This window comes from Chlamydia trachomatis A/HAR-13 (assembly GCF_000012125.1).
Lineage (GTDB): Bacteria > Chlamydiota > Chlamydiia > Chlamydiales > Chlamydiaceae > Chlamydia > Chlamydia trachomatis.
In genome coordinates this window covers 892,414-912,462 of record NC_007429.1, presented here as the reverse complement: position 1 = coordinate 912,462, position 20,049 = coordinate 892,414, and the positions used below count along the sequence as shown (strand labels likewise).

Sequence of the window (20,049 nt, the reverse complement as noted above, 5' to 3'; positions counted from 1 at the left end):
CTTACCTATGCGTAGGGGACCTCTAAAGGAGTCTCCCCTCCCTCTTGATTAAACCAATCCGAGAGGAAAGTATTGAATTCTTGTTTTGTCGGGAACTGCTTCAATACCGAGTAATCTGCAGGGCAAACCGAAACCCGTACCTCGCGTTTAGGCATGAAGAAAATTCCGCACCGCAACAAGGCTTTCACCGCCTCTTTAAACACTTTACCTAATTTTGGTGTGCTTCCTGTTCTATAGCGTGAAAAAGAACTTCCCCAAAGTCCTGTGATCTTAACTAAGAATACATCACATTCCTTCGCCCGGTGCAAAATAGTGTAGGCTGCCTGCTGATTAACGATCTCTTCTTTCCCATTTCTAGACAATCGTCCTGATGGATAAAGAAGCAAGCTTTCCTTACGATCTAGTGCTTGGGTCACGCATACATAAAAGCGCTCCATCCTTTCAAGCAAACGCTTATCATCCCTTCCAGGGACGACGGAAGGCACAGGGATGGCTCTTACAGAATCAAGAAACCATTTTACCACTGGATTATTGAATAAATAATCTACCGCTATAGGTCGCACGTGAAACTTTAACCAAAACACGTGCTCTAAAATGACAGGGTCTATCTCTGCTACATGATTAGAAAGAAATAAAGCTCCCTTCTGGGAATTCTGGTTAATAGACTCTATCCCTTCGACTAATACACGATAGCGAAGTTTCAAAGCGCACCCTATAAGAGAAGTATAACACACCTCATACAGTCTACGCCAAAACCCTATCTTCATACTTCCTCTTGGTTTTGTTAAAATTATTCTTGCACCAAAGAGTGCAATATTTCCATATCCAAATTAACAGGTTTGCATTCTGAAAAGAACTATTCTTTTCATTTATTATCAAAAAGATATCGTGGCTTCATATTTTTCGTTAATAATCTTTACAGAAATCCAAGTTATTTGCGCAACTCTACAATAGCTCTGCTCTTGCTAAGAAACTATCTCTCTGGTTAGGATGTCCTCTCACTACAGCAACATTCGCTCCCTATAATGAGTGATTGTTACCTCTTTGCAACCAGCGGAAAAGCTTATGTTCTCCCTCCTCAATGACTGCCAAAAAGCTGCGGAAACAGTTGTCATGCAGGCTATGCTGTCACTGATGCGCTATCGAAAAGCTCATAAATTTATTCCCTTTTGGAAAAAGCCTGACCAGACATACGTTACTCCCGCTGATTACGCTATCCAATATTATTTTTACCAAAAACTGACATCTTTATTTCCGCATATCCCGCTGGTCGGAGAAGAAACTCTCAATCCTGCCACGGATCACCCTAGGATCCCTCAAATCCTACAATTTGCGCAGCAGCTCGATCCCAAAGTCTCCTGTCAAGATTTGTATCAGGCCCTCTCTCCGGAAAGCTCCCACTCTTCACTATTTTGGTTAACGGACCCTATCGACGGTACTTCGGGATTCATCAAACAACGTTGTTTCGCCATCGCTCTTTCTCTATTTTACGAACATACTCCTGTTCTCTCCGTTATCGCTTGCCCTTCTTCTGAAAATAACTCTTTCAAAATCTATTCGGCAGCCAAAGGCGAAGGACTTACGATTTGTAATCCTACCCATTCCTTCCCCTTCTCCCTGCACGAAGATTTCCAACCTACCTGTAAATTCTGTGAAGCCTCCTTATCAGCTAGAAACCATCAACATTTAACTACACATATTCTCAGTAAACATCTCCCTTGGAATCCTCAGCCTATCCGAGCAGATAGTCAATGCAAATACGCTTGGGTTGCAGATAATACGGTAGACTTCTTCATTCGCATCCCGTATTCCCCTCCACGAGCCCACTACAGAGACCATGCTCCCGGTGTGTTTCTTATAGAAGAAGCTGGAGGCCTCGTTACAGATATATCGGGGAATCCTCTCCCTTTTTCTAATCCAAATTTATATCTAGATAGACATCCTTTGATTCTTGCTTCTGCTAACGAGCAAATGCATAGCACGATTTTAGAGACTCTATACAAACTACGTCACCAAGCTACTCAAAACATGCTCCCCCTTGCCACTCATGTCTCTGCTACTAAGCATAAACAGCTAAGCGCTCTTCAACTATAGCATCAGCCAACGTCCCTGTGTCTCGGTTTTCTTTAGCCCCTTGTTCGTATAATTTACGAAGTATTTTCGGCAGGCCTTCCACCTTGCTTAACACTTCTTTAGGCGAATAAGCTCGCCCTACGGAACCAGCGACATTCAATAAGCCTCCTGCGTTAGCAAGATAGTCTGGAGCATAAAGAATCCCTCTAGCAACCAATTCTCTGCCTATAGCAGGATTTTCTAATTGATTGTTGGTTGCTCCAACAATAGCGCGACATCGCAGCTGATCGATACTCATCGAATTAATAATTCCACCTAAGGCACATGGGCATAGAATATCGCAATCCGCAGAGATGATATTTTCATCCACTTGGGCGCCATATAAAGTCACTACTTCATCGAGAAGATCTTTCCTTGTGTCGTAAACGATTAACTCTGCACCGGCAAAGAACAGTTCATGCACCAACTTACGTCCGACTGCTCCTAACCCTTGTACAGCGACACGTTTTCCTCGTATATCCGTTTTACAAAGGTAATCTGCAGTTTCTTGAATACATAAAAACACGCCGTGAGCTGTGTAAATAGAAGGGTCTCCACTGACTGTTACAAGACCACAAACATACGGTGTCTCTTCACGAATAATCATGACATCCTGAACAGAGACCCCCACATCCTCGGCCGCAATGTACTTCCCTTGTAAAGAGTTTACAGCTTGCCCAAAAGCTCGCAGCATTCCTTCTGTAGGACTAGTCATCCCTTTTGGCAAGAAAATGACACTCTTCCCGCCTCCGGTTTCTGTACTGCTGAGAAGAGCTTTGTATGTCATTGCTTTTGACAAACGTAGAGCATCTTGTAAACCATCCTCAAATTGAAGATAAGGGAAGGCACGAATGCCTCCTAAAGCTGGACCCACTTTTGTCTGATGAATAGCAATTACAGCAACTAACTGTACAGACTCGCAAGTAACTTTCAAAACCTGTTCATATCCTTCAATATGTAGGTCTTCTATTTGCAAAGAGTATTTCATATCCTACGTCCGGCTCATATTATTTTGCAGTACAATCACTCTCGTCTTTCGTACAAAAAACCTGTCTGAAAGGATTGCCACAAGTAACTTTTCAACATTTTTCACAATGACAAGAATAAAAGCAAAAAGAAAGGCTGCCGATAAAATAAAAGTTTTACTGCGAGAACAGAAGACTAAAACTATCTGGACGAATAAGCCGGATGCGCAGGATAATTGCGCATAAAACACTTTAATAGAGAGTGATCTTATGTCTAAAACACCATTATCCATAGCTCATCCTTGGCATGGGCCAGTATTAACACGCGATGATTATGAATCTCTTTGTTGCTATATAGAAATCACTCCAGCCGACTCCGTTAAATTCGAACTGGATAAAGAAACTGGTATCCTAAAAGTGGATCGGCCACAAAAGTTTTCTAACTTTTGTCCTTGCTTATACGGGCTGTTACCTAAGACTTATTGTGGAGATCTTTCTGGAGAATACAGTGGTCAACAAAGTAACAGAGAGAATATCAAAGGCGATGGCGATCCTCTTGATATCTGTGTGTTAACGGAAAAAAATATTACACAAGGGAATATCCTCTTGCAAGCGCGTCCTATCGGAGGGATTCGTATTTTAGACTCGGAAGAAGCCGATGATAAAATCATCGCTGTTCTAGAAGATGATTTAGTCTATGGCAATATAGAAGATATTTCTGAATGCCCAGGCACAGTTTTGGACATGATCCAACACTATTTCTTAACCTATAAAGCTACTCCAGAAAGCTTAATTCAAGCAAAACCAGCTAAAATTGAAATTGTAGGTTTATACGGCAAAAAAGAAGCTCAAAAAGTCATTCGTCTTGCTCACGAAGACTATTGCAATCTTTTTATGTAAATCGACAGAAAAAGAAAAGGCTGTTGTGGGAGATTCCACAACGGCCCTTCCTAACCAAGTTTTTTTCATCCTAGGGGATTTTATGAAGCAAATAGATAACTTTGAACAAATTTATCTGCTTCCGTAACAATATTACGAATTTCTGGGAAAATTAAAAGGCGTAAACCTTCTTGAAAGCTTAGCCACTGCACATCACAGATCTCATCAGGATCAGCATGTACTTCGCCTTTAACCTCTGCAAGAAAATAAGTTACCTCTTTACGCACAAAGATTTCTTCTTTGTCATTAAAGGAATAATTTTCCACAAATATTTTTGGGAAAAAATTAACAATCCCCAAACCAGTTTCTTCTACAAGTTCTCTCTCAGCAGCTTCCTGAGGGCCTTCTTTTTCCTCAGCATGCCCCTTAGGGAAACCCCAATGTTTCCCATCTGTATGGCAGACAAAACAAGCCTTTAAGGTACTTCTATCCGGAGTACCAAAAAATCTGATAGGAATAACGCCAAAAGAATATTCGTGCTTAGTTTTCATCATAATGAAGGTTCATACCTCGAAAATAATATCGTTGAATTGTGTCCGCCAAAACCAAAAGAATTTGACATAGCTACATCGACATCCCAATCTTGAGCTTTGTTCGCAACCACATCGAATTCTTCTATTTCTGCTATCGGATTTTCTACATTGATTGTTGGGTGCAACTTCCCAGTCTGGATGGCTTGAATGGTTGCAACAGCTTCTACTCCTCCTGCAGCTCCCAAGCAGTGCCCTATCAACGACTTCGTTGAATTCATTCGCAAGTTTTTGACGTGGCTTCCAAAAGCTTTCTTCAAAGCCAATACCTCTGATAGATCCCCTAGAGGCGTCGACGTTCCGTGTGCATTAATATAATTCACCCGTTCTTTAGGAATCCCAGCCTTATTCAAGGCTCCCAATATACAGGCAGTGATTCCTTCGCCATCATCTCTAGGAGCAGTAATATGAAAAGCATCGCACGTTGTATATGTGCCAAGTACCTCCGCAAAAATCGGAGCCCCTCTTTTCAAAGCATTATCAAGGGTTTCCAAAACAAGAATTCCTGCACCCTCCCCCAAAACAAAACCGTCTCGATCCCTATCCCAAGGGCGCGAAGCTTGTTCTGGAGCATCATTTCTTTCTGACAATGCGCGATTCGCAATAAATCCAGCTAAACCAACACGGTTAATAGCCGCTTCAGTTCCTCCACAAACGATAACATCTGCTCGACCCTCAATGAGGTACTGATAAGCGGCATCAATACAGTAGTTTGCTGTTGCACAGGCTGTTGAAATAGAATAATTAGGTCCCATTAACCCATAATCCATTGCGATTAAAGCCGGAGCCATATTCGTAATGATGTAAGGAATAAAGAATGGAGATAATTTTCTATTTCCAGCCGATAGTTTTTCAATCCCCTCATCCAGGGTTCGTAATCCTCCCATTCCAGAACCAATAATCACCCCACAACGATGAGAATCTGCGGGAAGAGTATCTTGATCCCAACGGGACATAGCTATTGCCTTCTTTGCAGCTACAACTGCATAAGTAATAAAAGGATCAACTCGTCTAGCTTGTTTTTTATCTAAGTAAGGCTCTGAGTTAAATTCTTCTATCCAGCCAGCAAAACGCGTAGCATAATCATCGCAGGGAAAAGACGTGATTGTTCGCACTCCACTAATTCCCGCCAATAGGCCATCATAGAAAGATTCTACTTCATTCCCAAGGCAGGAGACGATCCCCATTCCTGTAACGACTACACGTTTTTTGTTCATACTTTCTCCTTTAAGAAGCTAGACAATCAGACGTAATGATTGCTCCGTCCTTCCACAATTCTTCTAAACAATACTGCTCTCGTACCGAAGAAACAAATAAGTGGATAACAATAAATCCGTAATCAATAACAACCCAATCACTATGACTAAGTCCTTCCACATTCAATGGATAGACTTTTAGTTTTTTTAACTCCTCTATAATTGTGTCAGCTATAGCTTTAATGTGAACCCCAACGTTCCCTTCAACAAAAACAAAATAATCTGTTAATTGGGAAATGTTTTGAACGTCTAAAACAACAGGGTTACGGCCTTTTTTGTTATCAATAGCTTTAACAATTACCTTCAATAAATTTAAACAAAACGAATCCATGAAACTGGCCTGAGAATACCCGATTATCTAAGATAAGGTCGAGCTTTTTTTCTAAAGAGAAAAATCCCTTTGAGCCCTAGCTCTCGTGGATATTCTTTACCAAAAATAGCCTCTTTCCTCTAGCGAGATCCCCTACTCTTTGAAGAGCTTTCTCAAAAACCTAGTCACCGTACTCAAGCTAACTTCCATGCCAGAGCAAGATTAGGACTTCTCTGCTATCCTTATGGACATATTTTTATTTCAAAGAGCTAAGGCTTTTCTCGCAACATTTTGCGATCGTTCTCATCATGAACATAAAAACCTGTAGTGAGAACAAACCGAACCATCTAGGATACGGTGTATACATAGATGTTTTCCAGTCCTAAGTTGCCACTCTTTAAAACAATTTAAAAAAAATAGCCAAAAGGCTCTTCACCTTTTGACTACTTGTTCTTACTCCTCCATTATCAGCTTTTAAACAAACTGCTGTATTTGTCTTTTCAACTCGATAATGGCTGCATCAAGCTCTTCAAGGGCCTTTCTATCCTCTTCCACCATAGCACTATACTGCAAAGCACGGTCAAAATCGAGGCCGGATCCCCCTAATAATTTCTTATCACACTCAAATTTAGCTTTGAGCTCTTTACGCCGCAGCATTCTTTGTTCCAGAACCTGCCGCATATTTAATACTTTTTCTTTTGCATCTGGACAAGCTAGCATTTGTTCTTCTAGCCGTGCAAGAACGCTTCTCTGCGCAGCGTTGATTTGATTATCCAAAGCTACTTTCTTCGCATAAGGCAGATAAGCCATCTTCTGCACAGCTTCTTTCAGCTCCTGACAACGCTCTTTAGCCCCTTCAGGAAGATCTCCTTCATTACATTGATCACAGAAACTTTGCACTTCGTTTTCCAGTGCTTGAATTGCTTCTGCCCTAGCCCGCTCTGCTTTAGCTTGCAACTCCTTCATTTCTTTCTCAATGACAGCTTCTCTCTCTCGGACCTCTCCTAACAAAGTCTGAATACGGCCCTTCAATAGAACAACATCATCATGAACCAGAGAGATTCCTCGAATATGTTTAGAAATTGCCTCTATCTCCTTACGGATCTTATGGACCTCTTCGTTCTCCTGTAAAAGGACTTCTACCTGATCTAAACGCCCTTGAACTTCCTTCATATTCTCAGCGGAAGTAGCAGCCAAACGGCTTTGTTCCTGGCGGATTTCTTTTTCTAAGCCTTTAAGCTGATCCCAACACTGACTCAGTCCCAAACGTGTCGAAGAAAAAACTCCAGAAGAAATAGATAGATACTTAGCAGCCTGCTGCAATCTCTTAATTTCTTTTCTTAAGAAAAAGACGGACTTCTTAAGAGACTCTCTAGAGGCTCTTGAAAAATATCTTTCTACAAAAGCTTCCACATCTTGAGCAAATAGTTCGCTCACCTTCTCGGTTAATTCTTTTCTACGAGGAAATACCTTATTCCCTAAAACGGATAACTTCTGAAAAAACTGGCTTTTCAGCCGCATACGCATGCTAATATTCATAAGCTCTTTTCTCAAATTGATAATTTGAGAAGAGAAACTTCCTAACCAACGCAGATCTGCATGCGTAGACAAATAGAAATCTTTATGTGCAGACAAACTAGGAATTTCTAACGCAGCTCGATCCTCCTCAGAGATCTCTTCTTTCTCTGTTTTTGAGAAAAATCCCTGAACACCAGATTCCAAACAAGAAATAGCCAGCTCAATCTGTCCTACTAGGAAAGCGCCTTCTTCATCTTGCAAAGTCTTGATATGACGCCCTTCCCTTGTTAGTTCAGTGTAACGCCCCCAAAGATTGGCTCGCTGAACAGGATCCTCCAACTGCTGGAATAAAGGTAGACAAAACTTTCTCACATTCCAGAACAGCTTCAAATCGCTATTCTGATCCGCACCTTTTAGCAAAGCTCCCATCTGCTCTAATGCAAATAAAATCTTTTCTTCAATTGAGCTGCGTTCTGCAACCACTTGCTCAAAAGCTTCCATTGACTCGCAACTCTGGACAGCTTCTGCTGAGATCTCTGAAGAAGAGAGCTCATCTTTAGCACGATCATTTTCTGCCGCTTCTTGATTGCAGCAAGCTGCTTGCTCTACTTCTGGTGTATTTGAGCCCTGTTCTGGAATATCCATATGATAACTATTGGTTAGTGTGAGTCTTGACAAAAAAAACAATTGGTAGTCAAAGTTTGCTCTGGCAATGCATTATCGTCAACGGTTTTATGGGATCTCCCGCAAGAACTTCGTTCCAGGAAGGACTCCGCCTTTTTCTTTATTCCCCCTTGGAAGAGCTTCGAATCCATGCAGATTCATTACGCAAACAACGCTACCCTCAAAATACTATTACCTATGTCCTTGATGCTAATCCTAACTACACGAACATTTGTAAAATAGATTGTGCATTTTGCGCATTTTACAGAAAACCGCATTCTTCCAATGCCTATCTACTCTCCTTTGATGAATTCCGACAATTAATGCAGCGCTATGTTCAAGCTGGCATCAAAACCGTTTTACTACAAGGAGGAGTTCATCCACAAATTGGCATTGACTACTTAGAAACTCTAGTTTCCATCACAAAAAAGGAATTTCCTTCTTTACACCCGCACTTTTTTTCTGCAGTAGAAATCGCACATGCTGCTCAAATATCGGGGATCTCTACCGAACAAGCTTTGGAACGTCTCTGGGAAGCTGGTCAACGCACTATTCCTGGAGGAGGAGCCGAAATCTTATCTGAAAGAATTCGGAAACAAATATCTCCTAAAAAAATGGGGCCGGATGGCTGGATACAATTCCACAAACTCGCTCATCGCTTAGGATTCCGTTCAACAGCAACCATGATGTTTGGCCATGTAGAAAGCCCAGAAGATATTCTGCTACATCTACAAACTCTTCGTGATGCGCAAGATGAGAATCCTGGATTTTTTAGCTTCATCCCTTGGAGTTATAAACCTAATAATACAGCACTAGGGAGACGCGTCCCTCACCAAGCGTCTCCCGAACTCTATTACCGCATTCTTGCGGTGGCAAGAATTTTTTTAGATAATTTTGACCACATCGCAGCATCATGGTTTGGGGAAGGGAAGGAAGAGGGTGTTAAGGGACTCTTTTATGGAGCCGACGACTTCGGTGGCACAATACTTGATGAAAGTGTCCACAAATGCACAGGCTGGGATCTGCAAAGCTCTGAGAAGGAGATCTGCGCAATGCTACTTCAAGCAGGATTTACTCCTGTAGAACGAGATACCTTTTACCGCCCGCTCTCTTTAGCTAGATGAGGATTTACCCACAAAGAAAATAGTCTTGCGCTATCTTCTTTGCCATATCATCCAGAGTCATCCCCATGGGCCTAAGCTCTCTAAACAAAGAACACCTCTTAAACCAGGTACGCTGTTTCTTAGTATAACGCCACGTATTGGTAATAAATTTTTGCTTCGTGATCTCAAATAAGTCTGGTGGGCTTCCTAAATCCAAGAACTCTATCCATTCTCTGTATCCAATTGCTCGTGATGCGGAAGAATTCCCTTTGATCCCAGCAGCTAAAAGAGCCTGCACCTCGTCTAAAAGCCCTTCTTCTAACATCTGATCACATCGTTCTAAAATATTATGGCGCAATAACTCTGGATCTGGAGATAAAAGCCACCCCCGACAATGATACTCTTTTGATTCATTTACGGTAGATTGCCAGGCATAACTAGATACCTTACTCCCTGTTTTTCGAATAATTTCTAAAGCACGAATAATTTTATTCTTATCATGCTTGGTAATAGTGGCTGCATAAACAGGATCCAAAAGCTCTAATTCTTGATATAGAGCGCTTATTCCTCGTTCCTGCGCTTCTAATGTAAGCTGCTCCCGCAATACAAAATCTGGAGAAGGCCCAGATGGCGGACCTGATAGAAAAGTATGGAAATAAAAACCTGTCCCTCCTACGAGAATGGGGACTTTATTACGCGACAAGATATCTTGACATGCCTGCACTGCATGATAATAGAAATCAACAGCATTAAAAGACTCTTGGACATGACACACATCTATCAAGTGATGCGGAACCTCCTTACGGTCTGCTAGGGAAACTTTTGCTGTTCCAATATCCATTCCCTGATACACCTGCATAGAATCTACGGAGATAATCTCTCCGTCCACAAGAGGTGCCAATTTAAGAGAAACCGCTGTTTTACCAGATCCTGTTGGCCCAGCCAACAGAATCACTGTCCGCTTAAACATTTTTGAAAAAGATTTTTGCGGATCCGAACATACAGCGAATCCAGTTGCAGCTCCCGAAGAGGATGATGAGGACATAGTTTAAAAATCGCTAAAAGATTCTTGTTCTGCTTTACGGATGGTGATTACTTTATCCAATCCTGCGATACGAATAATATCAGCAACTTCATCTCTAAGACAACAGATACAAAGCTTCCCATTATGATTTTGTGTTAATTTTGCTAATGAGAGCAGTGTGCGTAAACCTGCACTACTCATATAAAAAACTTTCTCCATATTTAACAAAACATTAACACGTCCTTTTGCAATGGATTTTGTTAGAAACTCTTCTAAAGCAGGAACCGTCACAGCATCCATATCCCCTTTTAAAGAGACGATAAAAATATTTTTGTACTCTCTTGCTATCCATTCCATAATCTCGCCTTCTAATTCAGCTTGTAATCTAATGATGAAATTCTTGACGGAAGAAGTCTCTACCTTTTATCTTCCAATAAGGGTTTCTCACTTTTTTTCTATTTAAAAAAGCAATTCTTTTTAGATTCTTCTAGATGCACGTTAGAGGTTATTTTGCCCCCCCGCTCCCCCTCTTTTTTAGTACATATATGGCGTCTTTTTTTTGCTAAAGGGCCGAATTATTCTCTTCCCTACGCTTTCCTGTGTATCTTCGTTAGCGTTCTCGTCTTTTTACCCATCGGCTTATGGCTGACTCTGCCTAGTTTTTTAAATTTCAAGCACTCCCTAACGCCTATTAAGACATTGTTTCTTACCTGTACGGAGCCTCCTTGCCTTCCTGAGCCTTTTTTCTCGGATATCTTACATCTTTCTGCTGATTCCCCTCCAGCTTTACAGACATTTTCCACGAAGTCTGCCGAGCACTTTTTAAATGAATTAGGAGTTTTTTCTTTTATTTCTATTGAGAAGGTTCCTGATCATAAAGGCTTAGCTATTTCCTATGCTTTGCATACTCCGTTAGCTTTTTTAGGAAATCAAACTCATACATTCATAGGTTATGAAGGACAAACCTTCCCAGCTTTGCCCTTTTTTCAATCCTTAGAACTACCTACAGTCTTCTTTTCGCAACAAGCTCTTTCCCAAACACGCATTCCACATCAAACACTGTCTATTGTCACGAGCCTAATAGATCAACTACAGATGGATCCTCCTAGCATCATTGACTTATCTCAAATCGATCATTATCCGGGAGAATTTGTGGTATCCTTATCTTCTGGAACACTCTTACGTTTTCGTAAAGACTCTTTCCTTCCTGGAATCCAACACTATCAACAAGCACTCTCTCTAGGAGCCTTCTCTCCTCAACAAGCTGTCATTTGCGACCTTCGTTGCGAAGACTATCTTTTACTTAAACGTAAATGAAGAGGTTTCTATCTCTAGAATTTTTCACCATAAATTAGCCCATAGTGGCCTATAAGCGAAAATATTGACGCTTTTTTAGAATTTCATATATTCTTCCCACAATCTTGGGCAAGAGACTCTTATCAAGGTTTTTATTTCTCATTTTACATTGGATTTTATGGAAGATTTTGCAGCGTACATCGTTAAAAATTTAGTTACCGATCCCAACGCCGTTGAGATTCGGTCATCCGAGGACAAAGCCAGCGCAACCCTTAAGCTGGAGATCCATGCCGCTTCTGAAGATATTGGAAAGATCATCGGGAGAAAAGGACAAACCATACAAGCGCTAAGAACCATTCTAAAACGTGTAGGCGCTAGATTGCAGAAAAAAATCCTTGTTGAGCTTGCTCAACCTGAAAACGGCTCTCTCACAGATGAAGAAGTTTTGTCTTTAGATTATATCTCTGCAGCTTCTGCCGAAGATTTCGAAGAAGATTCTTCTTTTGCTGAAAATAGCATCGAAGAAGAACCTTCGGTCATTGTACGATCTCTTGCAGGTGTATGCCCAGGTTGTAGCTGCTCTCATCATCATGATTAGCTTGATTGCCCAACAAAGAGTCTCTCTTGTTGGAGCTTACTGAATAGCGAACGCTTGATCTACAAAAGACGTCGATATCAAGCGTTGGCGTTGGTTAAATCGTTGCAGCCCATCAATAACAAGTTGATGGACTATCTGTTCATAACTCCACCCTTTACGGATGAAAGATGTAAGAAATGGGCTCGTTTCTGTCATTCCAGGAATGGGGTTCATCTCAGATAACCAGAAATTTCCTTCTTCATCTACAAAAAAGTCAATACGACACGACCCTTTCCCTAGCAATAAACGGTAAATTTTATCCGCAGCTTCTAGTATTTGTTCCTGTATTTCTTTAGAGAGATCTGTATCAAATACGATCTGCGCACTAGACTTACCACTTAACCCATACTTCTCTTGATAGTCTATAAAACCTCCACTCCCACGACGCTCATGCAGACCAGCAACGACAAACGCACCAGATCCATCTCCTAAGACAGAAACTTCTATTTCTTTGCAACCTAAGCGATTTTCTTCTACAAACACGTCGTTATCTCGCATAAAAGCTTCATTAATGGCATCTCGTAATTCTATAACATTATGAACTTCGAAGACGCCGATACTAGATCCTAAATGCGAAGATTTCACAAACATAGGAAATGAAAAAGCCTCTACAATATGTGCTAACCACTTATCTTGTTCTTGCTTCCATCCTGCTAATGTTAAAGGGAGATAAGGAACGACAGGAATCCCTAAATCACTCATAAAACGCTTAGTAAACACTTTATTCATTGCTATCGCAGAGAAAGCGATAGCAGGACCTGTATAAGGCTTGCCAATAGTCTCTAGAAATCCTTGCATAGCTCCATCTTCACCATAGGGACCATGTAGTATCGGCAACACTACGTCTACTTTTTCTAGTCTCTGAGCTATTTCTGGATCAAAAACGGATTTCCCTGAGTCTTCAGCAGTCTCTAATGAAGAGACGCTCTCCCATAATCCTTCTCGAGTAATTAAAAAATAACTCACATCATAAAAGGATTTTGAAAGATGTTTAGCTATATTTTTTGCAGATAGAACGGAAATCTCGTGTTCGCATGATTTCCCTCCACAAATAATTCCTAAGTGCAGTTTTTGAGGCTCAAAATCTCTTAACTTTTCTCCCAAATTCACAATATTACCAGCACCTAAAGATACACACACATCGTGTACACGGATGGACTGCTCTAAATGTCTCTGCAACTCATGAAACGGAATATGCGTACACTTTACTATCGACTCTTGACTAATAGCTTCAGCAAGCTTCTGATACGAAATATCTTCCGCCTCCTCTCCTGCACTGTACACTTCTGTTAACAAGACTTCATCAGCATCTTTAAATGCTGACGGGAAGCTGTCTATACACTCTCTTAATCGAGAAAAACGATGAGGCTGGTAAATAGCTAAAATACGTCTCTGTCCAACAGCAGTACGAACAGCACGTAATGTACAAGAAATCTCTGAAGGATGGTGTGCATAATCTTCTAAAAAGAGAAAGGTCTCAGAAGAATTCTTTCTTTGTAATCGTCTTTGAACTCCTGAAAACCCTCTGAAAGCATTTCTTATAGCACCTTCATCTATACCCAATGACAGAGCTATTCCCATAGCTGCTGCAGCATTCAAAACGTTATGCATGCCGACCAATTGCACTTCTATATCTGCATACACTACATCTTGATACTTTGCTGTAAAGTACAGTCTCCATCCTTCTTGATAATAAGATAGAATATGTAGATCACAAGAAGAGTCCAATCCAAAAGTATGCCCTTGCAAGCATGAACGCAAGCGAGGACAATCTCCATTATACCAACAGATCTGCTGAGTCTTGAGTGCAAAGTCTTTCAAAGAAGCCAGAAGAAGCTCTCGATCTCCTTCAAAATTAGACAGATGCTCATCATCTATATTCGTAATAACAGAAAACTCTGGAGTATAACACCGAATAGACCCATCGCTCTCATCTGCTTCAGCAACAAAATATTCCGATCCCGAACCACCATTGATGCCTTCTTGATTCAAACCTCCTATAGCAAAGGACGGATTTTTCTTCGCTTCCTGCAAAATGGCTGTAATTAAAGAAGAGACTGTTGTCTTTCCATGACTTCCTGTAACAAAAATAGAAATCTGATCTTGAGCAAGCTCGGCTAATAATTCGGCTCGATGAACTACGCGGTTCCCTCTACTTTTAGCTGATAAAAATTCAGGATTTTTTTTAGAAATACTTGAACTGTATACAACTACAGCGCCTTCAGGGATATGTTCTTCTTGATTCCCTAAAAAGAATTCCGCTCCTTTATTCTTCAGCTTCTCTACCACTTTCCCCTCGGAAAGATCACTTCCCGATACGCTATATCCTCGATCGAGCAGAACATGTGCTAAAGCACTCATTCCAATCCCACCAATACCAATAAAGTGGTAAAACAAGCTTTTCATCATGAGCCTATAGAGATTCACAAATAAACTGATACAGTGATTTGAAAGACTTCTTCTGTTGTGCGGAAAGCATAGCCTTGCGCCTATTTTCACTGGTTGCAGGATCTAAAGCAAGTAAAACCTGCTTACTCAAACTTTCTTCTGTTAAATACTTCTGCAAAATCATAGTCCCTCCACCTACAGTATGCGTGAAGAATTTTGCATTCACTTCTTGATGTCCATAAGCACCTGGATAAGGAATAAGAATGGCAGGCACCTGAACCCAAAGCAACTCATTAAGCATCGTTGCTCCAGATCTACTAATCACTAAATCGCTTGCCTGTAGTACGCCGAGCATATTGTGATCAAATGCGGTAACTGTATGATTGATACCAGCATCTTGATAAACTTGAGAAACCGCTTGAAGGTCTCCTTTAGGCCCTACAATATGATGAACATATAAATTCGAATAACTTTCTCGAATACGAGCCAAGGCTTTTGGAACAACATCATTTAAAATTTTTGCTCCTTGGGATCCTCCTACCACACAAATGACAGGAGAAGCTCCAGGGAAAACGATCTGCTCAGACAGTTTCCTGATAGGGAGAAAGACTTCTTCGGCTCGGCAATGGAAATGTTCCCCTGCTGCTGCAAAAGACATCCCTACACCTTTAGCAAAACGTGAAAATAACTTATTCACTTTCCCAGGAACAATATTCTGTTCATGCAGAAAAAGAGGAATCCTACTTCTTATAGAAGCAAGCATAGCAGGTAAGGAATGGTAACTCCCAAATCCTATTGCTAAATCAGGAGTAAAATCTCTGATCTTTTGTAGAGCTGCGACATAACCTTTATATAACTGCTTAGCCCCAGAGAACATCCGATTGACACGCAAAGAAAAAGGCGATCCTGAAGGGATATCACAATAGGCGACCTCTGAATCATCCCCTAAAAAATGAGCTAATCCTTTCCCTAAAAGTAAGACTTCTATGTCTTCATGAATAAAAGTCTCTCTTGCTGCTAGAGCAGGGATAATGTGCCCTCCTGTTCCCCCCACTGCCAATACGATTTTGTTGATTTTCTTCATCACATATCCTTAATAGCAATCCCATGCCACACATATTAGCAATTAGAGAAGAGCCTCCCTGACTAAAAAATGGAAGGTTCACTCCCTTGCTAGGCAATAACCCAGAAACAACACCCAAGTTAATAAAAGCTTGCATCCCAATAATCACAGTGATTGAAATAGCAAGAGCCGCTCCAGATAAAAGGGAGGCTCGCATTGCAATGACATACCCGCTATAAATAAATCCCATGTAGAGAAGAATCAATAGGAGCATCCCAATAAATCCAAACTCTTCTGCGTAAATAGCAGCAATGTAATCATTCTGAGCTTCTGGAAGATAAGTTAATTTTTGTAATCCTTTTCCTGGACCTTTACCAAACACTCTTCCAGAGCCTGCTGCAATTTTAGCTTGGTAAGGTTGATGGCCTCTTCCTTTAATATCTAATTCAGGATGTAGGTAAACTTGCAAACGATTCTGAACATAAGGGAGCCGATAGGCAAATGTACCTCCAATACACAGAATACATAGCAAAGGAAGCAGCCAATAGCGTAATCGCACTGCAGTTACGATAAAAACTGGAATTAAGGAAAATGAGATCACGGCCGCAGATCCATTGTCAGGTTCAATCGCTATCAACATAATGGGGATAAACAACAGAGCAACAAAAGCTACGAATCGTTTAAAACTACTACGAATAGAAGGTTTTGTTGTTAAACATTCGATAGCAACACATGGAACTAAATATTTAACAAATTCAGAAGGCTGTAAAGTTAACTGCCCCACTCCTAGCCAACGCTTAGCTCCATTTCTACAAACACCAATACCTGGAATAAGAACCAAAACAAGAGTAATCCCCAAGAAAATCAGCAACATAGGGCTCATTTTCAAGAAATCCTTCCATCCTAAGATGTACACAAATGAAGCGATACCAAGTCCCAATCCAAGATAAGTAATCTGCCGGATCAGAGCTTTGTGTGTACTACACGACAAAGCTCGATCCAAAACCTCTGCTGATGAGGTATCAAACACCATGATCAGCCCGAGAGAAAAAATTCCTAATAAACAGGAAATCAGGAACCATTTCATAATAATTCCAGAGATTTATCGAATTCGTAATCTATCCCCTGGACGTAATCTACGAGCTTTCTGCTCATCTAATCCATTTAACTTCAACAGCTCATCCAAACGAATACCATTACTCAATGCAATGGCCCAAGGACTATCTCCTTCCTTGACTACATAGTAATCTTCCAGATTTGGAGTCTTCACTTGAAGATCCTTCTCTGTCTTATTCGTTTTAGGAACTCGTAACACTTGTCCTATCTGTAACTGTGTCGAAGATAAGTCATTCAACTGCATCAATGCAGAAACTGTAGTGTGATTGGATCTAGCTATACGTTCTAAAAAGTCTCCTTTCTTAACAATAACAGTAGAGAATTCCTCTTTTTCAGGAGTTTTCTCTACTACCTTAGCGTTCACAACAGAAATTTCTGGAGCGACAGGAGTCGTCGATTCTACAGGGGTAGATGAAATCTCTTTAGAGCCCCCACTAGATTCCTTCTCTGTCTTAGGATTTTTGTCTGCAAATTGCGCAGCAAGTTCAGCTTTAGAAACGACAGGATTTCTAACGACCTGAGAAGGCTTCGCAATCACCTCAGGCTTTTTCTCTAACTTCTCTGGAGCCTTATCAACAACCGGAACGGGCTCTAAGATTTTAATAGGAGCTATTTTCTGAGAATACTCTATTTCTTGCTCTGAATGGCGCGCGGTCATAAACAGCACTGCCAATAGCACTGCATTCACAGCAGTTGCTACAATCATCGTGTTTCTACGATTCATAAAAGAACCTCTTCCATCCCAACCAACTGCTTAAACATTGCCCCTCGCTCTTCATAGCTACGGAATTGATCAAAGCTAGCACAAGCCGGAGACAATACAATCACATCTCCAGGCACTGCTTGCTCTTCAGCACATAGTAAAGCCTCAGATAAATTTTTCACTACGGTTACAGGGAACTCTTCTAGATCTCGAGCGATCTCCTGAGCGCACTCTCCCATAGCGACTACACTCTTCGCAGCTTTTCGCAAAGCGGGAAGAAGCGAAGAGAACGTGCATCCCTTATTTCTTCCTCCAAGAATCACAATTGCCTGATTCCCAACCCCTAAAAGAGCTGTTTCTGTAGCACTCACCGTGGTTGCCTTACTATCATTGATATAATGTATGCCTTGCTTTTGCCCCAAATATTCCATCCTGTGAGGAGGCTTGTTAAAAGTAGCCACAGCTTCTATAAAGCTAGTTTCGGATATTGGGAATTCTGTTTTAGCAAGCAGATAGGCACAACAGTAGTTGTACTTATCATGCAAGTACAATGGTTTTAATGCACTTTCTTTATCTAATAAACGCATATACTTCTGTACTTCTTCTAAATACAAGTGGCCGTAAAAACGCTCATCTCCTACCCAAAGGTCATCGGGATTACGCATACATAAAGCAAGATTTTGCTTGGCTTGAAAATACTCAGAGAAATTCCCATGATAATCTAAATGGTTATCTGAGATATTTAGAATCATTCCTCCAGATAAGACAGGATAGGATTTTTCTTGATCAGCGAGCTGGAAAGAGCTGATTTCAACAATCCGCACTCCAGGATTCTGCATACCATCTAAAATAGGAATTCCTACATTCCCCATAGCGAAAGCAGGAATCCCAGACCGTTTGAATAAGTATTCTAAAAATAATATTGTGGTTGTCTTACCTGTAGTCCCTGTGATTGCTAACGACTCTCTTTCTGTAAATTTTTCTGTTTGAAAAGCTAACTGAATATCTGCCATGACAGGAATGTGCGAGGCTATCGCAGCCTGTACCCAAGGATGCTCCTTGGATACTCCTGGAGAACGAACAACATAATCCACCTGTGAAGGGAACTCTTCGTTCTCCAAATATTTTTCCTGAATATACGGGCAATTCTGAAGTGCATGAAGCGACTTGTCTACACCCAATACACATACACCTTTTTGAGCTAGAAAATGCGCAATAGACCTCCCAGAGACACCTAGGCCGATAACGACAACACGCTCCAATCCCATCTAACTCTCCTCTAATCCACAAATACTGCAATGATCCCAACTACTACACAAATAAGCTCGACAATTAAGAAATTCCTCACTACAGCCTTTTCTGATAACCCCTTATACTCATAATGATGGTGTAAAGGGGCACAAAGAAAGACTCGTTTCTTTCTTAATTTATAACTTCCGACTTGTACAATCACAGATAGTGATTCCAGAACAAAAATCCCTCCCATAAACAAGAGAAGAAACTCTGCTCGTAATAATACAGCACACATACCGAGCATGGCTCCTAAAAACAAAGATCCTGTATCTCCCATAAAGACACGGGCAGGAGACTTGTTGTAACGTAAAAATCCAAGACAACTTCCAGCTAAGGTAGCTAGAAGAACACAACAAATGAAGGCCCAAGGAGCTCCATTAGTACAAGCAACGACAAGCATCCCTAAGCAGGCTATCACCATAGCTCCTGCCGCAAGTCCATCCAATCCATCAGTGAGATTGACTGAATTGCTCGTTCCAACAATAGCCAATGTTGCAATAGCAAAACTGAGTAGATAGCTCCACCAATGATGTGGCAAAGAAACGATTCCTAGAAAAGGAAGATGAAAACTAAGAAAACTTTCTTTATATGCGAACATAATAGGAAGAACCACCCCTGCAGCCAAACAATTCTGTATAAGAAACTTATGTTTAGCAGACAACCCATGCCCTACTCTACGCCGATTTTTAATCTGATCATCGCACCATCCTAATGCTCCCCATAATAGAATAGTTCCAATACAAAACCATGTAGACCAAAGCTGTATGGGGAACAATAAAAGAACCGCCAACACAGATGCAAAAACAAAAACTATCCCTCCAGCTGTAGGGATATATGCTTTGTCTTTATGTAACTCTTCTAATTTTTCGCAGTGATCTTTGTGAATATGATCTTGAAAACCTTGTTTTTTTAACCAAGAAATCAAAGGTTTCATCAAAAAAAGGCTAAAAAACAAGCCAATAGAAAAGGCTTTCACAACATACGTTAGGGGCAGCATCTGTTTTCTCGTTTTATTATGGGAAGCTCCTATAAGAAATTCTCTATCTTAAACTTAAGCTTTCAAAAGGCAAGTTAAAAAGAGCATCTTACAGCGACTTGAAAGTTAACTATTTCTATTCTAAAAAGAAATTCTG

General features: G+C 40.9%; 19 protein-coding genes. 5 read left to right on the top strand and 14 right to left on the bottom strand.

Translation table 11 applies throughout. The annotated features are described in order from the left end of the window. Positions 1-5: 5 nt before the first annotated feature. On the bottom strand, positions 6-767 hold the full coding sequence (locus CTA_RS04240) for a lysophospholipid acyltransferase family protein (RefSeq protein WP_009872920.1): 762 nt from the start codon (positions 765-767) through the stop codon (positions 6-8). 298 nt (positions 768-1,065) lie between these two features. On the opposite strand from CTA_RS04240, the gene CTA_RS04235 reads away from it, so the two are divergent. Further along, positions 1,066-2,094, top strand: a complete 1,029-nt coding sequence (locus CTA_RS04235) for a 3'(2'),5'-bisphosphate nucleotidase (protein WP_011324862.1) — start codon at positions 1,066-1,068, stop codon at positions 2,092-2,094. On the opposite strand, the gene CTA_RS04230 is transcribed toward CTA_RS04235, so the two are convergent. Continuing rightward, positions 2,060-3,100, bottom strand: coding sequence for a Glu/Leu/Phe/Val dehydrogenase family protein (locus tag CTA_RS04230; RefSeq protein WP_009872153.1), 1,041 nt, complete (start codon positions 3,098-3,100; stop codon positions 2,060-2,062). The two genes, CTA_RS04235 and CTA_RS04230, sit on opposite strands and share 35 nt — an antisense overlap. A 247-nt stretch (positions 3,101-3,347) precedes the next feature. Here CTA_RS04230 and CTA_RS04220 point away from each other — a divergent pair, with 247 nt between their 5' ends. Continuing rightward, on the top strand, positions 3,348-3,977 hold the full coding sequence (locus CTA_RS04220; protein WP_009872152.1) for an inorganic pyrophosphatase: 630 nt from the start codon (positions 3,348-3,350) through the stop codon (positions 3,975-3,977). A gap of 80 nt (positions 3,978-4,057) precedes the next feature. Here the strand turns inward: CTA_RS04220 and CTA_RS04215 are convergent, their stop codons facing one another. The 4 genes from CTA_RS04215 to CTA_RS04200 form a co-directional block, all read right to left on the bottom strand. Continuing rightward, the gene (locus CTA_RS04215) at positions 4,058-4,510 is read right to left on the bottom strand and encodes a bis(5'-nucleosyl)-tetraphosphatase (RefSeq protein ID WP_009872151.1); all 453 of its coding nucleotides are present in this window, start codon (positions 4,508-4,510) and stop codon (positions 4,058-4,060) included. Next, the gene (gene fabF, locus CTA_RS04210) at positions 4,507-5,763 is read right to left on the bottom strand and encodes a beta-ketoacyl-ACP synthase II (RefSeq protein WP_011324861.1); all 1,257 of its coding nucleotides are present in this window, start codon (positions 5,761-5,763) and stop codon (positions 4,507-4,509) included. The genes CTA_RS04215 and fabF overlap by 4 nt, the downstream gene beginning before the upstream one ends. A 10-nt stretch (positions 5,764-5,773) precedes the next feature. Further along, positions 5,774-6,133, bottom strand: coding sequence for a ribosome silencing factor (gene rsfS / locus CTA_RS04205; RefSeq protein ID WP_009872149.1), 360 nt, complete (start codon positions 6,131-6,133; stop codon positions 5,774-5,776). A 453-nt stretch (positions 6,134-6,586) separates the two neighbouring features. Continuing rightward, a complete protein-coding gene (locus CTA_RS04200) occupies positions 6,587-8,275 on the bottom strand; it encodes a hypothetical protein (RefSeq protein WP_011324860.1) in 1,689 nt (562 codons plus the stop codon). A gap of 89 nt (positions 8,276-8,364) precedes the next feature. On the opposite strand from CTA_RS04200, the gene mqnC reads away from it, so the two are divergent. Continuing rightward, positions 8,365-9,417, top strand: coding sequence for a cyclic dehypoxanthinyl futalosine synthase (gene mqnC / locus CTA_RS04195; protein WP_011324859.1), 1,053 nt, complete (start codon positions 8,365-8,367; stop codon positions 9,415-9,417). A 4-nt stretch (positions 9,418-9,421) separates the two neighbouring features. Here the strand turns inward: mqnC and miaA are convergent, their stop codons facing one another. Together miaA and CTA_RS04185 are read right to left on the bottom strand one after the other, a co-directional pair. Further along, the gene (miaA, locus tag CTA_RS04190) at positions 9,422-10,441 is read right to left on the bottom strand and encodes a tRNA (adenosine(37)-N6)-dimethylallyltransferase MiaA (protein ID WP_011324858.1); all 1,020 of its coding nucleotides are present in this window, start codon (positions 10,439-10,441) and stop codon (positions 9,422-9,424) included. Between the two features lie 3 nt (positions 10,442-10,444). After that, entirely contained in the window at positions 10,445-10,777 is a 333-nt protein-coding gene (locus tag CTA_RS04185) for an anti-sigma factor antagonist (protein WP_009872145.1), read from the bottom strand. 153 nt (positions 10,778-10,930) lie between these two features. Between CTA_RS04185 and CTA_RS04180 the strand changes: the two genes are divergently transcribed. Both CTA_RS04180 and CTA_RS04175 read left to right on the top strand, forming a co-directional pair. Then, positions 10,931-11,737 carry a hypothetical protein gene (locus tag CTA_RS04180; RefSeq protein ID WP_009872144.1) on the top strand — a complete coding sequence of 269 codons (807 nt, stop codon included), beginning with the start codon at positions 10,931-10,933 and terminating at the stop codon, positions 11,735-11,737. Between the two features lie 157 nt (positions 11,738-11,894). After that, positions 11,895-12,314 (top strand): KH domain-containing protein, encoded by a 420-nt coding sequence (locus CTA_RS04175; protein WP_009873388.1) that lies wholly within the window; start codon positions 11,895-11,897, stop codon positions 12,312-12,314. 36 nt (positions 12,315-12,350) lie between these two features. Here CTA_RS04175 and CTA_RS04170 read toward each other — a convergent pair whose 3' ends face one another. From CTA_RS04170 to mraY, 6 genes are read right to left on the bottom strand one after another with little or no spacing between them, the layout of a single operon-like run. After that, on the bottom strand, positions 12,351-14,762 hold the full coding sequence (locus CTA_RS04170; RefSeq protein ID WP_011324857.1) for a bifunctional UDP-N-acetylmuramate--L-alanine ligase/D-alanine--D-alanine ligase: 2,412 nt from the start codon (positions 14,760-14,762) through the stop codon (positions 12,351-12,353). A 4-nt stretch (positions 14,763-14,766) separates the two neighbouring features. Continuing rightward, entirely contained in the window at positions 14,767-15,825 is a 1,059-nt protein-coding gene (gene murG, locus CTA_RS04165; protein WP_009872141.1) for an undecaprenyldiphospho-muramoylpentapeptide beta-N-acetylglucosaminyltransferase, read from the bottom strand. Next, a complete protein-coding gene (gene ftsW, locus CTA_RS04160) occupies positions 15,734-16,891 on the bottom strand; it encodes a putative lipid II flippase FtsW (RefSeq protein WP_011324856.1) in 1,158 nt (385 codons plus the stop codon). The genes murG and ftsW overlap by 92 nt, the downstream gene beginning before the upstream one ends. Before the next feature lie 15 nt (positions 16,892-16,906). Next, positions 16,907-17,644, bottom strand: coding sequence for a LysM peptidoglycan-binding domain-containing protein (locus tag CTA_RS04155; RefSeq protein WP_009872139.1), 738 nt, complete (start codon positions 17,642-17,644; stop codon positions 16,907-16,909). Then, positions 17,641-18,891: a UDP-N-acetylmuramoyl-L-alanine--D-glutamate ligase gene (murD, locus tag CTA_RS04150; RefSeq protein ID WP_009872138.1), complete on the bottom strand. Its 1,251-nt coding sequence runs from the start codon at positions 18,889-18,891 to the stop codon at positions 17,641-17,643. The genes CTA_RS04155 and murD overlap by 4 nt, the downstream gene beginning before the upstream one ends. 11 nt (positions 18,892-18,902) lie before the next feature. Continuing rightward, positions 18,903-19,913, bottom strand: a complete 1,011-nt coding sequence (gene mraY / locus CTA_RS04145) for a phospho-N-acetylmuramoyl-pentapeptide-transferase (protein ID WP_009872137.1) — start codon at positions 19,911-19,913, stop codon at positions 18,903-18,905. Positions 19,914-20,049: the final 136 nt, after the last annotated feature.

What these genes read in the sequence shown, in the direction of transcription:
- CTA_RS04215 (WP_009872151.1), bottom strand. Translation starts at nt 4,510, where the DNA reads ATGATGAAAACTAAGCACGAATATTCTTTTGGCGTTATTCCTATCAGA.
- mraY (WP_009872137.1), bottom strand. Translation starts at nt 19,913, where the DNA reads ATGCTGCCCCTAACGTATGTTGTGAAAGCCTTTTCTATTGGCTTGTTT.
- rsfS (WP_009872149.1), bottom strand. Translation starts at nt 6,133, where the DNA reads ATGGATTCGTTTTGTTTAAATTTATTGAAGGTAATTGTTAAAGCTATT.
- CTA_RS04235 (WP_011324862.1), top strand. Translation starts at nt 1,066, where the DNA reads ATGTTCTCCCTCCTCAATGACTGCCAAAAAGCTGCGGAAACAGTTGTC.
- murD (WP_009872138.1), bottom strand. Translation starts at nt 18,891, where the DNA reads ATGGGATTGGAGCGTGTTGTCGTTATCGGCCTAGGTGTCTCTGGGAGG.
- fabF (WP_011324861.1), bottom strand. Translation starts at nt 5,763, where the DNA reads ATGAACAAAAAACGTGTAGTCGTTACAGGAATGGGGATCGTCTCCTGC.
- mqnC (WP_011324859.1), top strand. Translation starts at nt 8,365, where the DNA reads ATGGGATCTCCCGCAAGAACTTCGTTCCAGGAAGGACTCCGCCTTTTT.
- CTA_RS04185 (WP_009872145.1), bottom strand. Translation starts at nt 10,777, where the DNA reads ATGGAATGGATAGCAAGAGAGTACAAAAATATTTTTATCGTCTCTTTA.
- CTA_RS04170 (WP_011324857.1), bottom strand. Translation starts at nt 14,762, where the DNA reads ATGATGAAAAGCTTGTTTTACCACTTTATTGGTATTGGTGGGATTGGA.
- murG (WP_009872141.1), bottom strand. Translation starts at nt 15,825, where the DNA reads ATGAAGAAAATCAACAAAATCGTATTGGCAGTGGGGGGAACAGGAGGG.
- ftsW (WP_011324856.1), bottom strand. Translation starts at nt 16,891, where the DNA reads ATGAAATGGTTCCTGATTTCCTGTTTATTAGGAATTTTTTCTCTCGGG.
- CTA_RS04155 (WP_009872139.1), bottom strand. Translation starts at nt 17,644, where the DNA reads ATGAATCGTAGAAACACGATGATTGTAGCAACTGCTGTGAATGCAGTG.
- CTA_RS04230 (WP_009872153.1), bottom strand. Translation starts at nt 3,100, where the DNA reads ATGAAATACTCTTTGCAAATAGAAGACCTACATATTGAAGGATATGAA.
- CTA_RS04175 (WP_009873388.1), top strand. Translation starts at nt 11,895, where the DNA reads ATGGAAGATTTTGCAGCGTACATCGTTAAAAATTTAGTTACCGATCCC.
- CTA_RS04240 (WP_009872920.1), bottom strand. Translation starts at nt 767, where the DNA reads ATGAAGATAGGGTTTTGGCGTAGACTGTATGAGGTGTGTTATACTTCT.
- miaA (WP_011324858.1), bottom strand. Translation starts at nt 10,441, where the DNA reads ATGTCCTCATCATCCTCTTCGGGAGCTGCAACTGGATTCGCTGTATGT.
- CTA_RS04200 (WP_011324860.1), bottom strand. Translation starts at nt 8,275, where the DNA reads ATGGATATTCCAGAACAGGGCTCAAATACACCAGAAGTAGAGCAAGCA.
- CTA_RS04220 (WP_009872152.1), top strand. Translation starts at nt 3,348, where the DNA reads ATGTCTAAAACACCATTATCCATAGCTCATCCTTGGCATGGGCCAGTA.